The sequence below is a fragment of the Thalassospira sp. Z349TD_5 genome, assembly GCF_056173045.1.
In genome coordinates this window covers 1092222-1116670 of sequence record NZ_CM149654.1, presented here as the reverse complement: position 1 = coordinate 1116670, position 24449 = coordinate 1092222, and the positions used below count along the sequence as shown (strand labels likewise).

The 24449-nt window shown below is 53.1% G+C and carries 18 protein-coding genes; 12 read left to right on the top strand and 6 right to left on the bottom strand.

Annotated features, from left to right (window positions below; all coding sequences use genetic code 11):
- Nucleotides 1–19: 19 nt before the first annotated feature.
- On the bottom strand, nucleotides 20–1309 hold the full coding sequence (locus tag AC0VXT_RS04955) for a nucleotide sugar dehydrogenase (RefSeq protein WP_475547733.1): 1290 nt from the start codon (nucleotides 1307–1309) through the stop codon (nucleotides 20–22).
- Nucleotides 1310–1477: 168 nt separating this feature from the next.
- On the opposite strand from AC0VXT_RS04955, the gene AC0VXT_RS04950 reads away from it, so the two are divergent.
- Nucleotides 1478–2272 carry a substrate-binding periplasmic protein gene (locus AC0VXT_RS04950; protein WP_475547732.1) on the top strand — a complete coding sequence of 265 codons (795 nt, stop codon included), beginning with the start codon at nucleotides 1478–1480 and terminating at the stop codon, nucleotides 2270–2272.
- 76 nt (nucleotides 2273–2348) lie between these two features.
- Here AC0VXT_RS04950 and AC0VXT_RS04945 read toward each other — a convergent pair whose 3' ends face one another.
- Nucleotides 2349–5351 (bottom strand): leucine--tRNA ligase, encoded by a 3003-nt coding sequence (locus AC0VXT_RS04945; RefSeq protein WP_475547731.1) that lies wholly within the window; start codon nucleotides 5349–5351, stop codon nucleotides 2349–2351.
- Between the two features lie 391 nt (nucleotides 5352–5742).
- Here AC0VXT_RS04945 and AC0VXT_RS04940 point away from each other — a divergent pair, with 391 nt between their 5' ends.
- Nucleotides 5743–6411, top strand: coding sequence for a DUF5610 domain-containing protein (locus AC0VXT_RS04940; protein ID WP_339717240.1), 669 nt, complete (start codon nucleotides 5743–5745; stop codon nucleotides 6409–6411).
- Between the two features lie 142 nt (nucleotides 6412–6553).
- Here the strand turns inward: AC0VXT_RS04940 and AC0VXT_RS04935 are convergent, their stop codons facing one another.
- Together AC0VXT_RS04935 and AC0VXT_RS04930 are read right to left on the bottom strand one after the other, a co-directional pair.
- Nucleotides 6554–10126 (bottom strand): P-loop NTPase fold protein, encoded by a 3573-nt coding sequence (locus tag AC0VXT_RS04935; RefSeq protein ID WP_475547730.1) that lies wholly within the window; start codon nucleotides 10124–10126, stop codon nucleotides 6554–6556.
- A gap of 388 nt (nucleotides 10127–10514) precedes the next feature.
- Complete coding sequence (locus AC0VXT_RS04930) at nucleotides 10515–11969, bottom strand: hypothetical protein (protein ID WP_475547729.1); 1455 nt, start codon at nucleotides 11967–11969, stop codon at nucleotides 10515–10517.
- Nucleotides 11970–12110: 141 nt separating this feature from the next.
- On the opposite strand from AC0VXT_RS04930, the gene AC0VXT_RS04925 reads away from it, so the two are divergent.
- The 7 genes from AC0VXT_RS04925 to AC0VXT_RS04895 all read left to right on the top strand — a co-directional run bounded on the left by AC0VXT_RS04925 (nucleotide 12111) and on the right by AC0VXT_RS04895 (nucleotide 16540).
- Nucleotides 12111–12989 (top strand): class I SAM-dependent methyltransferase, encoded by an 879-nt coding sequence (locus AC0VXT_RS04925; protein WP_475547728.1) that lies wholly within the window; start codon nucleotides 12111–12113, stop codon nucleotides 12987–12989.
- A 176-nt stretch (nucleotides 12990–13165) separates the two neighbouring features.
- Nucleotides 13166–13903: a 7-cyano-7-deazaguanine synthase QueC gene (gene queC / locus AC0VXT_RS04920; RefSeq protein ID WP_475547727.1), complete on the top strand. Its 738-nt coding sequence runs from the start codon at nucleotides 13166–13168 to the stop codon at nucleotides 13901–13903.
- A gap of 173 nt (nucleotides 13904–14076) precedes the next feature.
- Complete coding sequence (gene queD / locus AC0VXT_RS04915; RefSeq protein WP_412776932.1) at nucleotides 14077–14433, top strand: 6-carboxytetrahydropterin synthase QueD; 357 nt, start codon at nucleotides 14077–14079, stop codon at nucleotides 14431–14433.
- On the top strand, nucleotides 14430–15212 hold the full coding sequence (queE, locus tag AC0VXT_RS04910; protein ID WP_475547726.1) for a 7-carboxy-7-deazaguanine synthase QueE: 783 nt from the start codon (nucleotides 14430–14432) through the stop codon (nucleotides 15210–15212). Before queD ends, queE begins: the two co-directional genes overlap by 4 nt.
- 197 nt (nucleotides 15213–15409) lie before the next feature.
- The gene (locus AC0VXT_RS04905) at nucleotides 15410–15571 is read left to right on the top strand and encodes a hypothetical protein (protein WP_165792330.1); all 162 of its coding nucleotides are present in this window, start codon (nucleotides 15410–15412) and stop codon (nucleotides 15569–15571) included.
- A gap of 81 nt (nucleotides 15572–15652) precedes the next feature.
- Nucleotides 15653–15946 carry a hypothetical protein gene (locus AC0VXT_RS04900; protein ID WP_475547725.1) on the top strand — a complete coding sequence of 98 codons (294 nt, stop codon included), beginning with the start codon at nucleotides 15653–15655 and terminating at the stop codon, nucleotides 15944–15946.
- 264 nt (nucleotides 15947–16210) lie between these two features.
- Nucleotides 16211–16540: a hypothetical protein gene (locus AC0VXT_RS04895; protein WP_101302587.1), complete on the top strand. Its 330-nt coding sequence runs from the start codon at nucleotides 16211–16213 to the stop codon at nucleotides 16538–16540.
- A 69-nt stretch (nucleotides 16541–16609) separates the two neighbouring features.
- Here the strand turns inward: AC0VXT_RS04895 and AC0VXT_RS04890 are convergent, their stop codons facing one another.
- Complete coding sequence (locus AC0VXT_RS04890) at nucleotides 16610–17281, bottom strand: methyltransferase family protein (RefSeq protein WP_475547724.1); 672 nt, start codon at nucleotides 17279–17281, stop codon at nucleotides 16610–16612.
- A 52-nt stretch (nucleotides 17282–17333) separates the two neighbouring features.
- A complete protein-coding gene (locus AC0VXT_RS04885; RefSeq protein WP_475547723.1) occupies nucleotides 17334–18662 on the bottom strand; it encodes a helix-turn-helix domain-containing protein in 1329 nt (442 codons plus the stop codon).
- A gap of 397 nt (nucleotides 18663–19059) precedes the next feature.
- Between AC0VXT_RS04885 and AC0VXT_RS04880 the strand changes: the two genes are divergently transcribed.
- From AC0VXT_RS04880 to AC0VXT_RS04870, 3 genes are all read left to right on the top strand, one after another.
- Nucleotides 19060–19644: a PadR family transcriptional regulator gene (locus AC0VXT_RS04880; protein WP_475547722.1), complete on the top strand. Its 585-nt coding sequence runs from the start codon at nucleotides 19060–19062 to the stop codon at nucleotides 19642–19644.
- A gap of 135 nt (nucleotides 19645–19779) precedes the next feature.
- Complete coding sequence (locus AC0VXT_RS04875) at nucleotides 19780–20979, top strand: efflux RND transporter periplasmic adaptor subunit (protein ID WP_475547721.1); 1200 nt, start codon at nucleotides 19780–19782, stop codon at nucleotides 20977–20979.
- Nucleotides 20980–21004: 25 nt separating this feature from the next.
- The gene (locus AC0VXT_RS04870) at nucleotides 21005–24199 is read left to right on the top strand and encodes an efflux RND transporter permease subunit (RefSeq protein ID WP_475547720.1); all 3195 of its coding nucleotides are present in this window, start codon (nucleotides 21005–21007) and stop codon (nucleotides 24197–24199) included.
- The last annotated feature ends 250 nt before the right edge of the window (nucleotides 24200–24449 follow it).

Genomic DNA, 24449 nt, shown 5'->3' with positions numbered 1-24449 from the left:
TCAGGCCGATTATATCGGTCTACAGACGCCAAAGGTCGATATCAGCGGGCACCGCATCACGCGGCAAAACAGCACGCACATCAGCAACAAATCCCTTGCCGTCTTTCAGCAAGCTTTGCACCAGCGGCCAGCCCTTGGCGACATATTCCTTGTGTGACACGGCCAGCACCAGCGCGTCAGCCGGTTTGAGATCATCGTCGCCATAAAGCTCCAAACCATCAAACTCATGCGCGACTTCCGCCTTGTCGGCATGCATGTCATGGACCTGAACCGTGATCCCGGCATCTTCCAACTCGCGAATGATATCGATCACGCGAGTGTTGCGGATGTCTGGTACATCTTCCTTAAAGGTCAGACCCAGCACAGTCACGGTCGGGTTTTTGGTTGCCCCTTCACGCAGCAACGCGCGGATGACTTTATTGGCAACAACCTCGCCCATGCCGTCATTCACCCGACGCCCGGCCAGAACCACCTGCGGGTAATAGCCAAGTTCTTCTGATTTATGGGTCAGATAATAGGGATCAACCCCAATGCAGTGCCCGCCGACAAGACCCGGCGTGAATTTAAGGAAGTTCCACTTGGTCCCTGCGGCGTCAAGAACGTCACGGGTATCAATGCCCGCCCGGTCAAAGATCAGCGACAATTCATTCATCAGCGCGATATTCAAATCACGCTGGGTATTTTCAATCACCTTGGCAGCCTCGGCGGCCTTGATGGTTGGTGCCTTGTGAATGCCTGCCACAACAACGCTGCCATAGACATCAGCCACGATATCAAGCGTCGCCGTGTCCTGACCCGAGACAACCTTGGTGATCGTGGTAAAGCGATGTTCACGGTCGCCCGGATTGATCCTTTCGGGCGAATAGCCGACCGTAAAATCAGTGCCCGATTTCAGCCCGGAAATCTTTTCAAGGATCGGCACGCATTCGTCTTCGGTCGCACCGGGGTACACCGTGCTTTCATACACAACGATGTCGCCCTTTTTAAGAATGGCACCAACGGTTTTTGAGGCCGAACGCAACGGTGATAAGTCCGGGCGGTTGGAACTGTCAATCGGGGTCGGCACGGTGACGATATGAAAATCGGCCTTCGCCAGATCCTGCGGATCGTCACTGAGCAACAGGTCGGCGGCGGCCAACTCATGCGCGTCAACTTCACCCGTGGCATCATGACCGGCTTTAAGCTGCGCAATACGGGATGTGTTGATGTCAAAGGCAACGGTGCGTCCGATGGCCGTGCCAAAAGCCACCGCAACGGGCAACCCGACATAGCCCAACCCGATAACAGAAATCTTGCGCCCGTGGCCCATTGCTCAACCCTTGAAATGAAGTCTGACTGACTTCTAGCCAGACTGGCCATACCCGTCAATAAAAGAGCAAAGCCCAAACTGCTTTAAGGAACCCCAAAAATATGTGATAGAATAAATCTTTGGAAAATCAATCCGTTGCTCATGCGAAAATTATCTTCCATCATTCTCATGGCTGTTTTTTGCCTTGGCGTCGGCATCCATGATGCCCGCGCAGACAGTACCCCGGTGCGCATTGTCCTGCCCTATATCCCCTTGATGGCCGAAAGCCGGACCCGTGGCGTTTTCATCGAGATGTATCATGAAATTGCCAAGCGCACCGGTCAGGACTTTGTGATTGATGTCTTGCCCGTACGACGTGCGGTTCAGGCCTTTGTTTCGGGGGAATATGATGCCTTTGGCGCATTCCCGTCATTAAGCAAGCTGCCGGTTTCGCTGGCGTCCGTGCCTTATTACCGGCGCGATAATATGATTTTCTATAAATCAGACCGACCTTCTGCCGCCCCCCTCACACATCCGGATGATCTGGCCGGACTGCACGTTGGCCTGTCGGCCTATCATTACCCTTCCGTCATCACCAACCGTCAGGATGTCAATTTTGAACGGGTGCCCAGTGATCAGTCCTTGCTCAACATGCTGGCCTATGACCGGCTTGACGCGGCGATCATTGAAAGATTTTCAGGCTTCCACCTGCGCGATCAGTTGGGCCTTTCCGATGTGATCGATGTCCTGGATGTCGCAGTGGCAACGGAAAATGTCTTCACCCTGTTTCAGGCCAACCGCACGGGCATCGACAATCGGGCGGTGTTTAATCTGGCCGTTTACGACATGCTGTGTGATGGGACTTTGGCGATCCTTTTTGGCCGTCAGGATGTCTTGCCCGAATTGTCGCTTCTGGCGCGCGACCTGCCCGCTGAAAGCAAACGCACCGACTGCACCGGGTCCGAGCCAAACTCCATTCGGTAATAAAACCGGGCCAACAAACAAAACAGGGCGCGTCATATCGACGCGCCCTGCTTGAAAACCGATCACGGCAAGGGGCTTACCCCTTGACCACGATATTAAGCAATTTCGGGGTCGGCTTGGCGATGTAGATCACCTTGACGATCTCCTTGCCCTCCAGATGGCGGGCGATGTTTTCGTCTGATTTGGCCAATGCCTCGACCGTTGCCTGATCGGCGTCTGCTGCGACCATCACAGACGCACGTTTTTTGCCATTGATCTGAACCGGGACTTCGAACGCGTCGTCCTTGGCTTTTTCCGCATCAAATTCCGGCCAGTCAAACTTGATCACCGATTTTTTGCTGCCAAACTCATCGGCGGCCAAGCGGCTCATAAGCTCCTCGCCCAGATGCGGGGCAAACGGGGCGACCATCAATGCCAATGCCTTGGCATGATCATCATGCACCGCGTCCTGTTTGGTCAGGGCATTGGTCAGCTCGATCAAGGCGGCAATGGCGGTATTATGGCGAAGCTCGGCCACGTCCTTGGTCACCTTGGCGATGGTTTTATGCAGGATCGTTTCGATCTTGCCATCAACGCTGTCGGTGCGGTCCATCTGGGTCGTGACTTTCCAGACGTTGGACAGGAACCGCATCATGCCAATGATCGCATCGGACTGCCACGGTTTGGAGCTGTCGAGCGGTCCCATATACATCTCATAGGTCCGGAAGGTATCAATCGTATATTGATCGCAGATTTCCTCGGGCGGAATACCGTTTTTATAGCGCTTGCCCATCTTGCCCGGAACCGTCGTCAGGGCCTCGTTGGTTTTGGCGTTAAACGGCTGCTTTTTGCCATCGACATCGCGCATTTCAACGTCGTGAATATCAACATACACGCCGCGCGCATCGGTATAGGCATCGGCGGTAATCATGCCCTGATTAAACAGTTTCTGGAACGGCTCGGGCGTTCCGACATGGCCAAGGTCAAACAGGACCTTATGCCAGAACCGCGAATACAGCAGATGCAGCACCGCGTGCTCCGCCCCGCCGACATAAAGGTCAACCGCACCCGGCTTGGCATGGCCCGCATCATCGGTGGTGTTGGCCCAATAGGCCGCAGCCGCATCGGATGCAAAGGCGTCCGTGTTGTTGGCATCGAAATAGCGCAGGTAATACCAGCACGACCCCGCCCAGTTGGGCATAGAGTTGGCATCGCGTTTAAACGCGCGGACCTCATAATCCTTGCCATCATGGGCATGGGTCGCACCCACAGCCGCATCAACCGGCAGGACCGAGCCATCGACAAGCACAATCCCGGTGACTTCCATCCAGTCCTTGGCCCGTGCAAGCGGCGGTTCAGGCTCAGAATTGGGGTCTTCGTTCGATTGCGGTTTAAAATCGGTCATTTCGGGCAGAACCACCGGCAGGGCCGCCTCGGCCACGCCATGCACCTGTCCGGTTTTTTCATCAAACAGCACCGGGAACGGTTCGCCCCAGTAACGTTGACGCGAAAACAGCCAGTCGCGCAGTTTGTATTGCACCCGGCCCCGGCCAATGTTTTTGGCTTCCATCCAGTCAATGATTGCGGCCTTGGCATCCGGGGTCGAAAGCCCGTTCAGCGAAACGCCGTCATTGGCGGAATTGATCGTATCGCCGGTATCGGTCTGGGCGACCTTGAACGTGCCCGGCGTGGTTTCATAAAGGGCGAGCAACGCCGCATTATCAAGGTCATCGGTGCCATCGGGCGCATTGGCGCGCAGCCAGGCATCGGACGGCCTGGTGGTGGCCTTGATCGGCAGATCGAATTTATGGGCAAATTCAAAATCGCGCTGATCACCGGCGGGTACGGCCATGATTGCGCCGGTGCCATAGCCCATCAGGACGTAATCGGCAATCCACACCGGGATGTCTTCGCCGGTGACCGGATTGGTCGCATGCGCGCCAATAAACACGCCGGTTTTTTCGCGGTTGGCTTCGTCCTTGGATGATACCGGCCCGGCCAGCTTGACCTGTTCGCGATATGCCGCGACCGCGTCCTTGGCATCGTCCGTGGTCAGTTTATCAACCAACGGATGTTCCGGGGCCAGCACCATATAGGTCGCGCCAAAGATGGTATCAGGGCGCGTGGTATAGACCGCGATTTTATCCTCGATGCCATCGGTGCGGGTGACCGGGAAGTTGACACGCGCGCCAACCGAACGGCCAATCCAGCCCTTTTGCATTTCAACAACGCCGTTGGGCCAATCAAGCCCTTCGAGATCGCCAACCAGACGGTCGGCATAATCGGTAATGCGCAACATCCACTGTTTTAACGGACGTTTATAAACCGGGTAATCACCGCGTTCGGACTTCCCGTCATTGGTGACTTCCTCGTTCGACAGCACCGTGCCCAGCATCGGGCACCAGTTGACCGGCACTTCATCGACATAGGCCAGACGCCCGCGATCAATGGCGCGGTCAATTTCCGATCCCTCGGCCTTCGTACCATCGCCAATCACGGCTTTGGGCTGCGGCACGCCATCTTCATCGAGCAACCAGACGCCAGATTCAAGAAGCGGGCGCAGCTCGGCAATCGGGCGGGCCCGGCCGGAAATGGTCTGGCCTTGCGGGCCTTTCCACTCAATCGTCGGGTCATAGAAGCTGTTGAAAAGTTGCAGGAAAATCCACTGCGTCCATTTGTAATAATCAACATCGGTCGAGGCAAAGCGGCGATGCGGATCATGGCCAAGCCCGATGACCTGCAACTGACGCAGCATGTTTTCGATGTTGGCTTCGGTGGTGATGCGCGGGTGCTGACCTGTTTGAATGGCGAATTGTTCCGCCGGCAGGCCAAAGGCATCAAAGCCCATGGAATGGAGCACATTATAGCCGCGCATGCGTTCGAACCGGGCCTTCACGTCGGTCGCGATATAGCCCAGCGGATGGCCGATATGCAGGCCCACCCCGCTTGGATAGGGGAACATATCAAGGATGACGCTTTTCTTTTTGGTCGCGTCAAAATCGGCATCGCCCGGATTGGGGGTGCGATAGGTATCGTTTTCGCGCCAATACGCCTGCCACCGCTTTTCAAATTCCCGCGCACTGTCCTGATAGTTCGCCACGCTTACTCAACTCCTGCCTATCGGGGCCCGTTTGTTGGCCTCGGGCGCGGATCATAAAAGCGCGCCTGCCATACCAAATTGGGTTACATATAAATCTGAACCTGTGTTCATAAGCGGGCTTTGGCCGCTGTGCAACATCAGATCACATGAAATCGGCGCAAATACTGTCAATTTCACGCCCCGTCCCCGCCGCAAACGCAGATCCACCCGGCACGATGATCAACCCGAAATTTCGCAACACCACTGGATTTTTACCCCCATCCATGCCATATTAGGGGTTGGTATTTACCAAGTCGTTGATTGTGCACGGATTTGGCGTGCGTATCGGTGCTTGGGTCCACGTGCAATTATGTGGCACAGCTTTCAACGCTCTCGTCCAGGGAGGACGAATATGGATATCACCATTGGCGGCCTGACGTCCCAGCAAACCGGCGCTTCTTCGCGCTCGGCGCAATCGTATTTGCCCGGTCAAAGTGACGCGGACAAAACCGGGAACAACGGCACATCGGCCTTTGCGGCCGCGACATCGGTTTCCCTGTCCTCTCAATCGGCCAATCTTTTATCGGCTGATAAGATCGTCGCGGCGATCAATGAAAGCCTGTCGTCAACCGGCATTTCCATTCAGGGTGCTGATCCCAGTGATTACACCCCCGAAGCCGTGGCTGACCGTATTCTGGCCCGTGTCGGTGATTTGATTGCCGCCAATTCCGATACCGAAGGCGAAGCCCGCGAGATTTTCGAAAAGGCCAGCGAAGGCATTAAACGCGGTCTTGATGATGCGCGTGAGTTCCTTGAGGGCCTCGGCGCGCTGAATGAGCAAATCAACGGCAACATCACCGAAACCGAAGATCGCCTGAACGAAGGCCTTAAATCCATCGAGCAGCGCCTGACCGAGCTGTATAACAGCAGCCCGTCAGAAGAAGCCGCCGACATCACCCCGGAACGTGACGAGCAGGTCCTGCAATCGCAGGTCACCCAGACCGCACAGGCCAGCCAAGCCTATGCTGAGTCCGCCACCAACGCCCAGCGCAATGCGCCACGGTATGGGACGAACGGCTGATCCTTCGAAAATTTTGGACTTACAAATGAAAACCCGGCTACCTTGGAGCCGGGTTTTCATTAACCGCATCCCGCGCACTTGTTATTTGCTAAACACTCACTCAGAGAAACCGACAACAGACTTATCAAGATATAGAGTCCTATTAATCAGCTTTGGAGCTCTCCTCATCATCGACTTCAGTGGGTTCCCAAATGACGAGGCCCGATAAACGTTTCATATCGTACGCCCAATCGCCATCTGCGTCGAAAATCCCTTGCATCTCTTCCATCAACCCTTCCTGAGTCTCAGAGGTCGTTGCAGCCAACGCAGACTGCAACCGAGTTTTTTGCCCAACAAGATAGCGCTCTCCGAAATCAGACCTTCTACCTACTATCTGGAAAAATAACTTATTGAAGAAAACGTCTGGATCATTCTCAATCGGCAAATCCATAAGCATATCCTCATATATACTACAGAATACACCAACACCTTCAGCAGTCGGAACAACTCGAGAAAGTTTTTGCAAAATATCTGCTAACAGTGCTTTCTTCGACACTGGTGGTAACGAGGAAGAGACTTTCTGCCATTCGTCTGAGTACTCTTGCGGAGAAACACTCCCTGTCAAAACGCCTTCAATGTGCCCCAACAATGCAGGACGGAAAGCTCCGGCTGGCAATTGGACATTCTCGTGGGAACGAATCGCAATCAGAAGACGCAGATAATCCCCCTCGGCATTTAACTCTTCAAGCCACTCTTCCGAAGTTACTTTCTTTAGTTTCCCTATAATCAGACCAATCAGGTCTCTCACTTTATAGCTAGGTTTGGTACTAAAGATGTCTTCAATAAGTGATGAGGGAACCCCTTTAATGCCCTGTTCTTCAATAACCGGCCCGTAAGAGCCATGCCAACTAGAGAACTTTTCAAGTGACTTACGGGCAACTTCCCCACCAACGATACCTTGAAGTCTTTCATATGATTTAATGTATGTACCAACATGCATTCTCGAATACTTTGCCCTAGCTAAGATTATATTAAGAACAACTGAGCTCAGAGACTTATTCTGATTCTCTGCCAGAGCAAGATTTAGCAAGCTACTAAAATCGTCACTACCTTCTATACATTCTGCTAGCCGATCACGTTCCCCTTCAGATAGCCGCTCTCCATCAGACATGACCCCACTTGCCCAGGTCTTTACTTCTGCGAGAGCCCCAAAAGTTGGATGATTATCAGGTATTTGAATTGAGGATTGCTCACTAACTTTTGCAGCTGAGATTAGGTGAAGCCAAAGGCAAATCCCTACGGCTTCTTGTGAAGCCTTGTTAAGGATCATTCCTTGTCTCAACCAAGATCCATCTTTTCGCGCCAAACTTAAGACAGAGAGCAATTCATCGTCCTGCGGCTGCAACTTTCTTTCGGACCTGAGCGTAGAATAAATCACGCCCGCCACACGCACGGCAGCATTCAGATCCTCAGCACCAGAAATTTTGTTCGTTTGAAGCCTCTCTACAACCACTTTTAAGCAACGAAGAAGCTGCTCTTTGTTAAACAACTTCCGTCCGCCTAACATCATTGCAGGTAATTTCTGTGGCCTCGTATCGAGTGCCAAAGTAAATGCCTGAACAAGCTGCCCTTTAGCAGTTCCCTTCTCCAGTAATTCTTGAACGAGATCTCCATCAACATTTTCAGATGCACCCAGCACCGCATGCGCGTCGGTCAAAACCTTCGCTTTAGCAAGAAACTCAATTCGACCTTTTTTCCCAGCTCTTTTTTCTGCAGCGTTAAGTATTTCTGAGAAAAAGTGCCACCAACTAGCACCAATCTCGAAATGACTTTCAAGATTCTCTTTCTTCGAGAACAGCCACAAACTCACCAGTTCGCCGAGCAAACGAACAACTACAAAATCTGGAATTCTGGACACCGAAGGAAGGAGTTTCAGCACAACCTCAGCGTCCGGCGCAGAAATCCTGTAGTCTGTATTGCTCACAGCCTTCAATATTTCACCCCAAATTGTCTTGCCTATCTGCCCTTCAACGTCCAGTAAGGCTATGTTTTCCAATGCTGTAACGAACTGCTGCCAACCAGATTGAAGCCAGCGATAAGCCTCAATCGGTACAATATCGACGATAATCTCTTGAAAGCCTTCGATACCTGAAAGTCGCAGTAACTCTTGGCCCTCGTCGTCCTTCACCAAGCATCGTGAAATCTCTGGGCCTAGAAGGACTTGATTAGCCATCTCCCGATCTACATTGAAGTAGAGTGCAGCCAACTCTCTCCTCCAATTATCGCACTCAAGAACTGAGAAGAATCTGTGATTAACCAAGTCTTGTGAAAGCAGAGCTGACCTATCATCCTCTATTTTTTCTCGATGCAGCACATAAAGTGCCACGCTGTCGAACGACAACTCTCCACACCACTCACCCCACAAAGTAGAGATATCATTTACATACTTAAGGATTTTTCGTGGCGTCGGATGGACATGCTCCAGTTGGAAATTCAAATCCAACAACTTGAAAAGGCGGAAAGCATCATCTTTACCACAATCCGCTAAATTCGCTCGCTCCACGCAGCTATCGAAGTAACCCTTCCAGTCAGACAACACGGGCGGAGAAACCCTGATTATCCTGACGAATGTCTTCTCGAACACGCCCCTCATTTGGGTAACGGCGGGAGCAGTATCAGCGCACATAGCAGATGTCACGCAACCACGATCATAAGGCACGATAGATATTACATATGAATTTAGATAATTACTTCGACCGTTCGATATAATTGACCTAATATCCGCCCATGCATCAACAATAGAATCCATAGGTAGTCTATCAATATTATCCAAAACGATAATTAATCTACGTTTTTTGGATTGAATCTCATTTAATATATCATCCAAAATATTATGAAACTCTACAGATGTAGGATCTGTCTCTCTAATATTTTGTGTTATGGTATCTTTATCGACCTCGTTTGAAAAAACGACAACCGATCTAGCTATCGCCCATTTTAAACCGGATGTAGCTGCACGAAGGAAAAAAATTACCTTCTTGAAACAACTGAATTCTTCTTTTTTGTCTTTTATAAAAAACTTATTTTTTATATCCGATGAAAAACAATAATAAAAATAAACAACTCTCAATAAGAACATAATATAAATGAAAGACATGAGACCTAAAACAAGCTCCCAAGGACTATACCCCATCACATTTACATTTATCGATTTTGAAAAAGCAAACGGGCTTAGCCAAATGTACGCAATCGGGAGAAGTGGTCCAAATATAACCAATATCAAACCCAGTAAACTGTAGTCCCTAATTCTGTTACTTTTTACTGTCCTCACACGGTCTCGTACTCGATCTAGAGAATCTTCTGAGAACTTTGAACTTACGACACCAGTATCTCCGAGCCATTCGATCAATGACTCAAGAAATGAACGCCTAAACTCTTCAGTTTTATGCCCCCACATATCAAAAGTAAAAAGATAGTATTTCTCATCTTTACTTATTTTTTCTAAGTATTTTTTCGCCAAGTTAATTACAGTTGACTTTCCTGCGCCCCATTCACCCTCGAGACCAATCGAACCATCAGCCTTTTGGTTAGCGATTTGCACAACTGATTGCGCCAATACTTTGGCAGATCTGGAATGCCCTCCCCCAGAGAATCTGTCGTCATCGGCAGGGACATCAAAGACAATTCGGTTTTCTTGATTGCCGCTCAGTTCAATACCTTCACCCCGGCGATCCATGCCTTTGACGCCCCCTCCTAATGCGTTAATATCATGAAGTTATTTAATACCTAAAATTGCGAACAAGCAACTCCCGATGTTGATTTAGCCCGCAGTTTTAGCTGTCTACTCCACTTAAGCAACAAGCTGGGTAAAGCTCTTTGAGAAAACAAAAATCGTCGCTGACATCTTTTCATCAACAGCGCTTTGATCCTACTGTGAGATCCAAGATCGCATGAAAAGAGCCCCACATGACCACACACCAACACCACCTGGCACAACCTTTCCTCTGACTGGATCAACTGGGCGGATCGCCTTGCGTCAGCATCAGCATCCCGACTTCTGAAACCACAAAGATCGCAATCGCGGCGGCGCTCCCCTTGCCGATCAGCGCCGTATCAAATCAGCCTCAAAGCCCCATACTAGACGCGTCGTCATTATCGCGGATTTTGAAAATCTTGTGCCCGGCATCCTGAATTTTGCTAAAGGCGTCCTTGGCCATGAAGCCTGAGACAAACGCCATAAAGGTCACCAGATACGGGCTGATATCGACCTGCCCGCTGCCATTCGGCCCGCCTTGGGTCAGCATCAACATGCCGGCTTCTGAGAACAGGAAGATTGCAATTGCGGCCGCGATCCCCTCCCCGGTCATCATCAGCAGACGGGCCGAGGCCATGAGGCCATATGCGGTGTCATCCGGTGCGGCGTCAGAGGACGTATGGGGCGTATGGGGCGTATAGGGCGTATGGGCTGCATGTGCTGCTGGGTCGGGCTGGACTGAGTTCGGTTGGTCTGAACTAGGTACATCTGAACGGGTTTGAGGGGGGCCGGGGTCTGTGTTTTGCGGCATCTCTTTTGACCTGTGCCCAAAATTCTGGCGGGTAAAGGCAACCACCGCCCCCAATCCCCCGGCAGCGACCGTGACCAGCAGGGTCAGCATGATGGTCGGCAACTGCACCAGAATGGACAGAAACCCGCCAATCGGGTTTTGAAACAGGGCGACAAGGGCGGAAAGATCGATCTCCTTTTTGCCCTTGCTCAGGGCAAGTTCTTCTTCGATCTCGTCAATCTGGGCCTGCATGTTGCGTAAAATCTTGTTGACCTGGCGTTGCTCCGCCCGGATGTTTTCCCACACGACCCGCGACTGGATGTTTTGATCCTCAAAGTGTCGAAACGTTTTGCCAAGCTGATCAACCGTGTCATAGACCCCTTGTTCAAACGGGCTGACAACCGTTAAGCCGATATCGCCGGTCGTGTCTGCAAAGGCCAGTTTGGCCAGCGCAGCGCGAAGGGCGGCGACGATCTGTGCCCCGTCATATGTGTGCAATCGCCCGGATGTCTCCGTGTCGTCCTTGATTTGATCAGAGGGCGGGTTTTGACCCGAAGACGGGTTTTGCTTTTGCGCCTGAAAGCTGGCGACAAAATCATGCGCCATCGTCATGGCGTCAAGGTAGGCGGCAACAAAATCATCCTCAAACGTTGCGCGGTTTTGCGTTACGGTTGTGCTGAGGGCAGCGGCGCCGTCATAGGCCTGCCAGAAGGCCGCCATCGCATCTTTGCGAAGCGTCAGCCCGATGCGGAATTTTTCAAGGGCTGCGGTGTTTGTTTTGCGAATATCGCTTTGTAATTGTTTGATTTCTTCGCGAAGCTCGGCCTCGTAAAAGCTTTGGCGGATCATGCGTTCCAGATCACCGGGCGCGGATGTGGCGATTTCACGGCTGAGCATGTCGCGCTGAATATCGGCGGTGAACCCGGCAAACAGGGTCCCGACAAATCCAAGGTACAGCACGCAGGCCAACACCATGAGAACCCCTGATTTGGCAAGGCGCGCTATTGCGGTTTCTGTGTCATTTTGCTGTGCCATCCATCACCTGTCGCCAAACGTCTGCTTATTGACGCAGACCGCGTTTGGATGTGAGGCAACAGATAATCCAAAACTGCCTTTATTTCGGGCCGTCTTTCCCCCTATTGTCGTCGCATCTTTAAACCGACAGCTCGGATGATCATGACCCATCAGGACCAAACGACGTGGCACAACCTTTCCGCTGACTGGATCAACTGGGCGGATCGCCTTGCCCCGGCGGCGGGAAAAATCAATCGTCATATGATTGAGGCGGTTGATCTTCCCGCCCTTGCCCATGCGCGAGGCGGGGCGGATTTGGCGATACTTGATCTGGCATCCGGGGTGGGTGAACCGGCCTTTACCTTTGCCCGTGCGCTTTCGGGGCAGCGCGATGTTAGCGCTAACACACCCGGTATTACCGGCCATGTCACCGCCACCGATATCGTGCCCGAGATGTGCGACGGATTAAGTGCACGCGCCCAAGAAGACGGCATTGCCAACATCACCGTCATGCCCGCCAATATGGAAAAACTGCCGTTTGACGACCAGTCGTTTGATGTGGTGTCGTGCCGGTTTGGCGTGATGTTTTGTGATGATCCCGATCTGGCGTTGCGCGAAAGTCATCGGGTGTTGCGGGCCGGGGGCCGGGCGGTATTTATGGTCTGGGCGCCGTTGGTCGATAATCCGCTTTTTGCCGCGATGGATGCGGTGCTGGGCAATATCCTTGGCATCGGGTTTGACAAGGCCGGGCTTGATCCGTTTAGCTTTGGCAATGTCGATCAATCGATGATGCGGCTTGAAAGTGCCGGATTTCGGGGCATTCATGCCACCACCCACAGCCCGGCGGGGCGCATTCCCGAAACGGTAGCATTTTGGAAACCGCAAATGGACATGCTGTTTGGCCATATCCTGCGCGAAGCATCGGATATGGAGATGGGCGCACTTAATGCGGCGATGTTTGAAACACTTTCGCCCTATATCGAAGACGGCCATTTTCAGGTTCCGATTTGTTTTCATGTGCTTAGCGGAACGCACGGGTAAGGCTGCGTTTGGCACCCCCGATATTTTGATCAAAAACCAAGCATCCCTGCCAATGTGACATGGTGGAGATACTTGGTTTTTTCTTGCCTTTTTACCGATGGCGTGGCACACCGCGCACCCTTGGAACGATGTAACGTTCCCCTGTCGTAGCACCAGGTTAAAAACACGAAAGACATATGACTATGAAGACGATTGTCGTCTGCTCTGGCGGGCTGGATTCCGTCACGCTGGCCTATAAGGTCGCGGCCGAGCATAAACTCCATTCCCTGATTTCGTTCGATTATGGCCAGCGCCATAAAAAGGAACTCGATTACGCCGCCCGTACCGCGCGTGATCTTGGGGTTAAACATCACATTGTGGATTTGACCTCGGTCGGTGCCCTTTTGGGTGGATCGTCGCTAACCAGTGATGAGATTGATGTGCCCGATGGCCATTACGCGCAAGAAACCATGCGCATTACTGTTGTGCCCAACCGCAATGCCATCATGCTGGCCGTGGCCTTTGGTGCTGCTGCCAGTGCCGGGGCGGACGCGGTGGCCACCGCCGTGCATGGCGGCGACCATTTCATCTATCCCGATTGCCGCCCCGATTTCATCACCGCCTTTGCCGCCATGCAAAACCACGCGCTTGACGGTGTTAAGGACGTTTCGCTCTATACGCCGTTTGTCCATGTATCAAAGGCCGACATCGCCCTTGAGGCCGGGCGCCTTGGCGTGCCGATTGACCTGACATGGTCGTGCTACAAGGGCCATGACACCCATTGCGGGCGGTGTGGTACCTGTGTCGAGCGGCGCGAAGCGCTTGAGCTGGCGTGCGTCAAAGATCCGACGGTTTATGAGGATCGCGATTACTGGAAACAGGCCCACGCCGACCATGTGGCGCGGAAATTTGCCCGCCAGAACGCACCGGGATAACACCACAAATTAATCCTCATACAATTTGATGTGCAGCGACATGGACCATGGATGCCCGCCTTCGCGGGCATGACGGGGCTTCCTTAAATTAAGGGAACACATCGTCATCCCCGCGAAGGCGGGGATCTCGCGCCGCAAGTTCGCCGCACCAAAGAAATACCGAAAGAAAACCGATGTTTACCATCACCAAACAATTCGCCTTTTCCGCCAGCCACCAACTGGCCGGACTTGATGCCGATCACCCCTGTTCACGCCTGCATGGCCATAACTATATTGTCGAGGTGGAGCTTAAGGGGGCGACCCTTGACGCGCGCGGGTTCGTGCGTGATTACCGCGAACTTGGGCCGCTTAAACGCCTGATTGATGATGAGTTTGATCATCGGCACCTCAATGAAGTTCTCGGCCATGATCATCCGACGGCCGAGCAACTGGCCCTGTTTTTCTATGACTGGGCGCATGATCGCTGGCCGGAAGTATCGGCCGTGCGCGTTTCGGAAACCCCGAAAACATGGGCGGAATATCGGCCATGACCGTTCAAGACCCGCACTTGGCGGATATGTCGCAGTCCCGCGATAAAATCCGCATATCGGAAATTTTCGGCCCGACCGTGCAGGGCGAAGGCACCCTGATCGGCATGCCGACGGTGTTTGTGCGCACGGGCGGTTGTGATTTTCGCTGTGCGTGGTGTGATACGCTCTATGCGGTTGATCCGGCCTTTCGTGCCGACTGGAAACCGATGCGTGCGGAGGCTGTGCTTGATGAAGTCAAAAAACTGACCGGTGGTGCGCCGATCCTGATCACGCTGTCGGGCGGCAATCCGGCGATCCAGCCATTGGGCCGGTTGATTGAGCTCGGTCAGAAAGAAGGCTTTAGCTTTGCGATTGAAACACAGGGCAGCATCGCCAAGGACTGGTTTGCCGATCTGAATTACCTGACCATCAGCCCCAAACCGCCCAGTGCCTCGACCAGCTTTGACGCCGATGCGCTTAACGCCTGCATTGATGCGGCCAATGCCAAGGGGATGCTGTGTGGTCCGGCGATCACGTTGAAATTCCCGGTGCGCGATGAGGCCGACCTTCTGTTTGCCGATCATGTCCGCCGTCTTCACACCGGCATTCCGGTCTGTGTGCAGCCGGTCAATGATACCCCCGCCGAACCGCATCCCGATGGCGTGGACGGTGTTGATTTTGACGGGCTGACGGCGCGCTATCGCTGGCTGGTTGATGAGGTGGCCAAACGCAAATGGTTTGATGTGCGCGTGTTGCCACAATGGCACGTGCATGTCTGGGGCAATCTGCGCGGGGTATAGGGATCGGCGGTTGGGCGCACTGGTTTTATTTCATCTGATGATATGAAAATATATTTTATCCCAAATTTCTGATCCTTATCATGGGGATGGCGGTTGCCGATGCCACTGGATCGATCATCGCGATTTGCTATTGCGCCGATCCTCTACATTTCCAACAAGGAAGCACATTTTGTGCTTCACCATGGAAAGTACAGATCATGTCATTTCGCGATTTTTCCAAAACCCATCCCGAGACGGTCAAAAACATCCCCATTCAGCCATTGGACGGCGTCACACGCGATGCGCCCGGATCGCTGCCCGATAAATCGGCCGCAGAACACGCCCCGATGCCCGCCCCGCATCAAGGTGCGAACGACTGATCTTTGATCTTTGCACGGACGGAGGGGCATGCCCCTCCGTCGTTGTTTTACCGTTCGCCAACGTTACAGGGCACCAGAATCATGACCATTTCGCGCACATCCAACCAGACAGTGACGTTCCGCCATCCGTTTCAGCTTAGCGGGTTTAAAGACCTTTTTCCGGCGGGGAAATACGTGGTCGACACCACCGAGGAGCTGATCGAAAGCGTCTCGATCACGGCCTATCGCCGGGTATCGACGGAACTGCACCTGCGGACAAAAATCAACGGCATGATGTCCGAACGGATTTTAAGCGTCACTCCGACGGATCTGGACGCCGCCCTTGCCAAGGATGCAGCCTTTTTGGGTGCCCATCCACCCCGACCGACATTCTAAACCACTAAAAACATGCGTAATTCCAAATACATGGCGGGTATGGAATTGCACATTCGCGGCAACCTTACCATATTATAGATATAAGCTATTTCGCGTCTAACTTGCAAAATAGCACGCATGTTGTTTCAGGGTCCCTGCCCGCAACAGGATGCCCCGAAAGATCGGGATCAAAATCGGGAACACGGGCCCTGTCAAACTGCCGGAACGCTTTGCGGGTCAATAGATCGCATCGCGAAGCGCCGGTTGCTCGAAGGAGCCATGATCATGAGCATTACCCGCACAACCCATCGCACGGTGACGTTCTTTCATCCAACCCACCTGCCCGGTCATGACGGATTGCTGCCCGCAGGTGAATATGAGATCGATACGCTTGAAAAGCTTGATCTTGACGCCCCCATGCGCCGCTACATAGCGCTGGAATGTCATGTCCATATCTGGTCGGACAAAGACAAAAGCGAAGCCACCAACATCCTGACCGTTGATCCGCAGAAGCTTGAGGCGGCACTTGCCCTTGATTCTGATCCGCTGCGCGCTTCTGATCGCAAGCAAATGATCATATCGCATGGTGGTCAGCCAGAGGATGATGCGGCCTGAGAAAGCCTTAGCCAAACCCGATAGAGGCTGCTCACCCCCAACCCCGGAACCTCGCCCCGCCCGTTTATGTTACGGCAACCTGATCTGTGGCATCAACCATCCGTGATCCTGCAAGAACTTCACACCTTCAAACACCGGGATTGCGATTAGAAACCACAAGGCATCGCGTGTGGTGGCAAGATATAATGATGGTTGGCAGATCAGTTTGTTTTCATCCTGCCAGCGGAACCAGGTCGGCCGAAAGCGTGCCACCGTGTTTTGATAGCGCGTGAAGACCACGCCGAACCGTTCAGCCAACATTGCCTCTTCACGCAAAACGACGCTTCGAAGCACCAGCCAGCATCCCAGAGAAAAGATAAAACCCATCGTCACACTGCCGGTCTGTGCCCCACACCCGAAAGCGCCAATAAAGCTGAAAACATAAAGCGGGTTACGACAGATTGAATATGGACCACGCGTCACCAGTTCGGTTCTTTTGCGTCCGCCAATATAAAGCGAACACCACCCGCGACCGAAAATACAGATTGCAATCGCAACAATCCCAATCGTCGTGATCATCTGGTGAAGATAGCCTTCGCGGGCAGCCATCGATTGACTTCCGGCCACCAAAACCAAGAGCATCACGACCCCAATCCGCAGAACCAATTTTCGACGACGCTGTATCTGTCGCAGATCATCGGCCGTCGGCGCGATGATTTTTGTCCCTTTATTGGGGGAATGGGTCTTAGACTGGCGATACATTTTCTTGGGCTCCTGCACTAAAAACTGCAGAAGCTCTATCGGCAAATTACTGTTATGGCGTCCTATGCTGCGTATCTGGTCGTTCGGGTGCTACTTCGGACGCTGCGGGTTGTTGGTTTTCCGCCTGCTTTGCTGCCTCACGCACCGCACTTGGGGTTTCACCGGTCATTTTCTTGAACGCCAGATTGAACGTCGATTTCGAATTGAACCCGACACTGAGCGCCACATCAAGAATGGTGCGATCAGGCTCCAGCAGCAAGACCGATCGGGCTTCCTCGATCCGGGCGCTATTGACGAAATCAAAGAAATTCTGCCCGATATGGTGATTAAGCACATACGACAGCTGATTGGGCGACACGCCAACTGCACGTGCAAGCTTTGGCATCGACACCAGCGGATCGTTCAGGATGTCACCACGCCGCTGAAAATCACCCAGTAAGGCGACCACCCGTTCAACCCCGTCTTCATCGAGCAACGGTCGCACGCCTGTCGGCTCGGTTGTTGCCGGACGTGCCTCTTTGTCTGACGCATCCGTGCTTCGTGCCGCCACACTGGTAATTGAGCCGGTACTCGCATCGGACATGTTTCGATTGGGTAGATTTGATACGTTTGATGGACGCGACAGGTCGCCGCCGCCCCTGATGTCGTCAGATTCGAAATCGGATGGCCAGTCGGGCATGACAAACAGAACCGGGCGGGTCGCGGTTTCATAACTCATGGCAAACAGCGCGAGGGTAAAGGCGATTTCGGTGCCAAACATGTCCGTACTATCAGGCATATAAAGTCCGACAATCCGCCCCACGGCCACGGAAATAAAAGCAAACGTCACGCCACCCAGGATGACCCCCATCCAGCGTTGCATCGCCTTTCGATCCGCGCCGAGCTGTACTTGTGTCTGGCGGAAGTAACGACACGCCACACGCCACAGAAGTGCTATATAGGCCGATATCTGAACGAAAATGGCGCCCCAGCAAATTGCATCGACGACCTCGGCCATAGAAAGCCCCCCGGCCTGCGCTTCCTGACGAAAAACCGTCCAGCCCATCAGATTAAAAACAATCAGGGCAGGAATGAAATGCGCCCATGGTCGGCGTGACGGGTTTCCCGATATTTCACGGAAGTACAGATAGACGGCCGGTGCGATCACGAAATTGATCGGCCCGAAGAACAGGTTCATCAACCTTTCACTGTCACCAATGACGAAGATATCGGCGACGTCTTCGACCAGATTAAAAGCGATGGTGATGATAAACAGGATCATCCAGCGGTTCGCGCCAAACGCACGTCCGCCTTCGGAGCGTAGCAGCAGACATAAGAATACCGCCTGCGCCAATCCGATCACCGCAACCACGACACTTACATAGTCCGTCCAACTTGCCATTTCGGCATGCTCCTGATCATTTATATTGCATCTGCGTTGGTCCGTTTTGCCCCATCAGTCCAACTATATCGTTTCAATAGGCATAGTCGGACGTGAAAAGCGTCCGACTATGCACAAACGGACGCAGGATGTCGCATTTTAAGACAATTTGGCGACCAACCGATCAACATCCCCTTGATGTGCGGCCATAGAATTTTGCGGGGCGTCTGTAACATCGCACCATCATGGATCGTCCTGATGGAAAGACCGTCACAGAATTTTCGCTCGTATTCTATTGACTATATCAGTTCGATATATAACAATCCGGCATATATCGAACTGATATAGTCGTTCTGGCATCTTCCCCCGCCAGCACGCCGTCAGTTCGGGGGAAGTCAAAAAGGACACTGAACAGAATATGGATGTACGTACACTTTGCCTGGGCGCCCTGATGGGCGGCGAAGCGACCGGATATGAAATCCGCAAGATGTTTGAAGATGGCCCGTTTAGCCATTTTCAAATCGCGTCGCTTGGCTCGATCTATCCGGCTTTGACCAAACTGACACAAGACGGACTTGTGACGTTTGTCGAACATGAACAGGAAAACCGCCCGGACAAGAAAATCTATCGGCTGACGTCTGATGGCCGACAGAAATTCATCCGCACCCTGTTGCAAAACCGTCCGGCGGAAGATCGGTACCGTTCCGATATTCTGTTCACGCTGACCTTTGCCGAGGAGCTTCCGATTGAGCTGACCGAGGCGCTGATAGATGAATTTTCCGTTCGCTATGAAACCATGAACAACCTGATTGATCCGAACAATCCGGACAAAGAGGACTGTGCATCGGGCCCCGGCCGAGATGATGACGGCAACATCAAGCCCGGTTGCAAGTTCGTCGCCGGACTGGGTCAGGCAATGTGCGATGCCACGGTGAAATTCATCAAAGACAACAAACAGGACCTGATCAAAGATTTGAAGACCTTCAAGTCCAATAAATCCTGATCGGGCGACACCCCCCGACTGCATCTGGCCACCATGCCAAAGAGGTGGCGCAGTTGCAGACAAGACGTGCCTACGATGTGCCGACTAAATGTCAAAGACGCATTCCGCCACCGGAATATTTGAGGGAACAAGAACATGAATGCATCACGGCTTATTGCCATTTTTCTGGTCGTTGGGACCGTCATATGGATTGGCTCGGCCTATCTGGTCGGAGACAATACTGCCGATGACGCCGCCATGGCACAGGGTGATGACGCCAGCACGACAGGTGCCTCCGGCACCGATGGGGCCGAGCAACCGCGCGCCAGTGTCCGCACCATCACCAGCAATGCGGTTGATCATGTTGATTTCCTCAGAGTATCGGGACGGACAGAAGCGGTCATTTCCGTTGAAATCCGGGCAGAAACCGAAGCAAGCGTTGTTGAGCTTGGCGTTGCCAAAGGCCAGCCCATCAACAAGGGCGATCTGATTGCCAAGCTGGCCGTTGATGGCCGCATGGCACAGGTTCAAAAGGCGCGTGCGCTTGTCGCCCAGCGTGAACTTGAAAGCAAGGCAGCCGAAAGTCTGGCCGAAAAGAACTACCGCTCGAAAACCGGTGTTGCCCAATCGCTGGCATTGCTCGAAGAGGCGCGAGCCGACCTTAAAATCGCGCAAACCGAGTTGAACCACACCGAAATCCGCGCCCCGTTTGACGGCATTGTTGAAAACCTGCCCGCAGACATCGGTGATCTGATGTCGATTGGTGACCCTGTTGCAACCCTGATCAAGGCAGACCCGATGTTGGTGGTCGCCCATGTGCCCGAACATTCAATCCGGGCAATTGATCTGGGACAGCTTGCCCATGTGCGGCTGTATGACGGGACTGAATATGACGGTATCGTGCGCTATGCCGCGCGTGTTGCTGACAACAGCACCCGCACCTTCCGGGTCGAAGTTGAAATCGACAACACAGATCTTTCCATTCCCGACGGCATGACCGCCGAGATGGAAATTCCGGTTGGCACCAAACGCGCCCATCAGGTTCTGCCATCGGTCTTGACCCTGAATGACGACGGAAAACTTGGCGTGCGCTCGGTGGTTGACGGCAACAAGGTCGATTTCCTGCCCGTCGAGCTTCAGGGCGGCAATCGTGAACGGGTGTGGATTGGCGGCCTGCCCCAACAGTTCGAACTGATCGTTGTCGGCCATGACTGGGTCAAGGAAGGGGCGACTGTCGGCGTCGTGCATCTGGAAACAGATGAAAACGGCCTGCCGATCCCGACCCAGGTGAAAGATGCCGAGACGGATGAAGATGACCAAAGTGCGACCACCCTGTCGGAACAAGTCGCGCGCTGATGCGTGGACATGAGGAGCAATGAAAATGTCCCTGATTGATCACGCATTACACAGATCACGCACGGTTATTCTGGTTCTGATCCTTCTTCTGGCAACGGGTTGGGTTGGCTATAACACCATCCCCAAAGAAGCCGATCCAGATGTTCAGATCCCGGTTTTATATGTCACCATGCATCATGACGGCGTGTCGCCCGAAGATGCCGAACGTCTTTTGCTGCGTCCGATGGAACAGGAACTGCGCAGCATCGAAGGTGTGAAGGAAATGAGTTCCCAGTCCTATCAGGACGGGGCCTCTGTCACGCTTGAATTTTATTCCGATGTTAATATCGACGAAGCGCTTGCCGATGTGCGCGAACGGGTTGATATCGCCAAATCCGAATTACCCGCAGAAACAGACGAGCCCAAAGTTCACGAGATCAATCTGTCGCTGTTCCCGGTTCTGGTTGTCACCCTGTCTGGCGATGTGCCTGAACGTGCATTGCTGCGCATGGCGCGCGACCTGAAAGATTCCATCGAAGGATTGCCTGCCGTTCTTGAGGCCAAACTTGCCGGGGATCGCGAAGAACTGGTTGAGTTCATCATTGATCCGATGAAGATCGAGGCCTACCGGCTGAATGGCATCGACATCGTATCGCTTGTGCGCAATTCGAACGCGCTGGTGGCTGCGGGTGCGGTTGACACCGGGACGGGGCGCTTTAACATCAAGGTTCCCGGCCTGTTTGAATCGGTCAATGACATCCTTGATATGCCGTTGATTGTCGATGGCGATTCCGTCATTCGTTTCCGCGATATCGGCGAAGTTCGCCGGACGTTCAAAGACGCCCAAAGCTTTGCCCGGCTCAATGGTCAACCTGCCATCGCAATTGAAGTTTCCAAACGCGTTGGTGAAAATATCATCGAGGTGATTGATGCCATCAAGGCCACCACGGACGAAGCACAACAAGCGTTTCCGCCCAACCTGACCATCAATTATTCGCAGGACAAATCATCTGACATCCGAATGATGCTTAATGACCTGCAAAACAGTGTCATCTTGGCGATCCTGCTGGTGATGGTTGTCGTCATCTGGTCCATTGGCTGGCGGTCAGGCTTGCTGGTGGGCCTTGCGATCCCTGGATCTTTCCTGACTGCTATTCTGGTCCTGTGGGCGCTCGGCATGACGGTTAATATGGTCGTGCTGTTCAGCCTGATTTTGGCGGTCGGGATGCTGGTCGACGGGGCAATTGTTGTCACCGAATATGCCGATCGTAAAATGATTGACGGTCTGCATCGTAGCAAAGCCTATCCACTGGCGGCCAAACGCATGGCAATGCCGATCATTGCATCGACGGCAACGACACTTGCGGCCTTCCTGCCGCTGGCATTTTGGCCCGATGTTGTTGGCGAATTCATGAAGTTCCTGCCGATTACGGTGCTGTTTACCCTGACCGCGTCCCTTGCCATGGCTTTGATCTTTGTACCGACCGTTGGCGCATGGTTTGGCAAACCCGGTGCAACTTCGAATGAAAGCCTCCAAGCCATTGCCGCCGACCATGCCGATGACATTGATAAGGTCAGAGGTGGCACCGGGTTCTATATCCGCATGCTGCGCGGGTCGCTTCGCTATTACTGGGTCGTGGTGCCCGCAGCGTTTGTGATCCTTGCTTCTGTCTGGGCATCATTTGGTATCCTCGGCAAGGGGGTTGAGTTTTTCCCCGAAGTTGAACCGGAAGTCGCCATTGTTCAGGTCCGTGCGCGCGGCAACATGTCCTATTACGAACAGGATGCGCTGCTACAAGAAGTCGAAGACCGCATTCTGGCCCTTGATACCCATCATGAAGGTGAGAACTGGTTTGATACGGTCTATGCCCGTTCAGGCAACGGTGCAGGCGGCAACGAGGCCCCGGAAGACGTCATTGGTGTGGTTCAACTTGAATATGCCGATTGGCAAACACGCCCCACAGCTAGCGAAATTGAAAAACGTATTTTGGCCGAAACCGCCGATCTGGCGGGCATTCAGATCGAAGTCCGTGCTGAAGAAGCAGGCCCGCCGCAAGGCAAGGATATCCAGATCCAGTTGCGGTCGTTCTATCCCGAGCTTCTTGACGAAACCGCCAGCAAACTGATTGCCGGATTGCAGGAAATCGGCGGCATGTACAATTATGAGGATGGTAAATCACCACCTGGTATTGATTGGGAATTTAGCGTTGATCGCGCACAGGCGCTTAAATTCGGCGCCGACATCAATCAGATTGGCAATGTGATTAAACTGGTGACCAACGGGATCGATTTTTCGACCTATCGCCCCGATGATTCCACCGAGGAGATCGACATTGTCGGGCGGTTCCCGGCCAAATATCGATCCCTTGATGAGCTTAACAACCTTCAGATTGCCACCGAAAAGGGGTTGGTGCCGCTGGCGAACTTTGTCAAACGCACGCCGAAGCTTAAAACCGGTACTCTGACCCGAGTTGACAGCCGCCGGGCGCTGACGGTTAAGGCCGACGTTGCCGATGGCGTTCTGGTCGATACCAAGCTTGGTGAAGTCAAAGCATGGATGAGCGGCCTTGAGATTGATCCGCGTGTATCGATTGAATTCAAAGGTCAGGACGAAGAACAGCAAAGATCGGCGGACTTCCTGATGAATGCCTTTACGGTCGCGCTGTTCATTATGTTCATTATTCTGGTGACGCAGTTTAACAGCATCTCAAGTTCGCTTCTGATCATGATTGCGATCGTCATGTTGACAGCCGGCGTGTTCCTTGGCCTGATGATCACCGGGCAGGCATTTTCCATCGTGATGAATGGCATCGGGGTGGTGGCACTGGCGGGGATTGTTGTGAACAACAACATCGTTCTGATTGATACGTTTGACCGGCTTAAACATACCGCTGGCAGTATCGAGGCGGCGATCCTGCAGACCGGTGCGCAACGTTTGCGTCCGGTGATGCTGACCACGGTGACGACCATTCTGGGTCTGGTGCCGATGGTGCTTCAGATCAATATCGATTTCGTCGCCCGTGACGTCAGCATTGGTGCGCCCTCCACGCAATGGTGGGTGCAGCTTTCAACCTCCATTGCGTTTGGTCTGGCGTTTGCCACGGTCTTGACCCTGATCTTCACCCCGTGTGCGTTGATGATGCGTCACAAGATGGGCGGTGGTTTCAGGCGGCTTAAACCATGGATTGGACAAAAGGCGTCCGGGGTGATGGGCAAGATCAGGCCCGCGACCTCACGTTAACCCAATAGCCGCGCGACACTTCCCCCCGACCCCGCCGCGCGGTTAGACCAGCCCCCAAACTTCCCCGTTTGGGGGCTGGTTATCTTTAGGATCACGGCCCAGGACACTGCCCGAAAGCTTGGTTGATGATGGGTTTTCGACACAACAGCGCGCCCCTTTAAGATGCGCATCGCCTTACATACATATTTTGATAAGGGTTTCTGGCTTATCCTTAGCGCTAAGAAGAAGACACATAAGAATAGTCCGTGTG

Excerpts from the sequence above, each read along its gene's own strand:
- AC0VXT_RS04925 (WP_475547728.1), top strand. The coding sequence starts at position 12,111 with ATGACCCATCAGGACCAAACGACGTGGCACAACCTTTCCGCTGACTGG.
- queC (WP_475547727.1), top strand. The coding sequence starts at position 13,166 with ATGACTATGAAGACGATTGTCGTCTGCTCTGGCGGGCTGGATTCCGTC.
- AC0VXT_RS04870 (WP_475547720.1), top strand. The coding sequence starts at position 21,005 with ATGTCCCTGATTGATCACGCATTACACAGATCACGCACGGTTATTCTG.
- queD (WP_412776932.1), top strand. The coding sequence starts at position 14,077 with ATGTTTACCATCACCAAACAATTCGCCTTTTCCGCCAGCCACCAACTG.
- AC0VXT_RS04950 (WP_475547732.1), top strand. The coding sequence starts at position 1,478 with ATGGCTGTTTTTTGCCTTGGCGTCGGCATCCATGATGCCCGCGCAGAC.
- queE (WP_475547726.1), top strand. The coding sequence starts at position 14,430 with ATGACCGTTCAAGACCCGCACTTGGCGGATATGTCGCAGTCCCGCGAT.
- AC0VXT_RS04880 (WP_475547722.1), top strand. The coding sequence starts at position 19,060 with ATGGATGTACGTACACTTTGCCTGGGCGCCCTGATGGGCGGCGAAGCG.
- AC0VXT_RS04885 (WP_475547723.1), bottom strand. The coding sequence starts at position 18,662 with ATGGCAAGTTGGACGGACTATGTAAGTGTCGTGGTTGCGGTGATCGGA.
- AC0VXT_RS04955 (WP_475547733.1), bottom strand. The coding sequence starts at position 1,309 with ATGGGCCACGGGCGCAAGATTTCTGTTATCGGGTTGGGCTATGTCGGG.
- AC0VXT_RS04930 (WP_475547729.1), bottom strand. The coding sequence starts at position 11,969 with ATGGCACAGCAAAATGACACAGAAACCGCAATAGCGCGCCTTGCCAAA.
- AC0VXT_RS04940 (WP_339717240.1), top strand. The coding sequence starts at position 5,743 with ATGGATATCACCATTGGCGGCCTGACGTCCCAGCAAACCGGCGCTTCT.
- AC0VXT_RS04935 (WP_475547730.1), bottom strand. The coding sequence starts at position 10,126 with ATGGATCGCCGGGGTGAAGGTATTGAACTGAGCGGCAATCAAGAAAAC.
- AC0VXT_RS04875 (WP_475547721.1), top strand. The coding sequence starts at position 19,780 with ATGAATGCATCACGGCTTATTGCCATTTTTCTGGTCGTTGGGACCGTC.
- AC0VXT_RS04895 (WP_101302587.1), top strand. The coding sequence starts at position 16,211 with ATGAGCATTACCCGCACAACCCATCGCACGGTGACGTTCTTTCATCCA.
- AC0VXT_RS04890 (WP_475547724.1), bottom strand. The coding sequence starts at position 17,281 with ATGTATCGCCAGTCTAAGACCCATTCCCCCAATAAAGGGACAAAAATC.
- AC0VXT_RS04900 (WP_475547725.1), top strand. The coding sequence starts at position 15,653 with ATGACCATTTCGCGCACATCCAACCAGACAGTGACGTTCCGCCATCCG.
- AC0VXT_RS04905 (WP_165792330.1), top strand. The coding sequence starts at position 15,410 with ATGTCATTTCGCGATTTTTCCAAAACCCATCCCGAGACGGTCAAAAAC.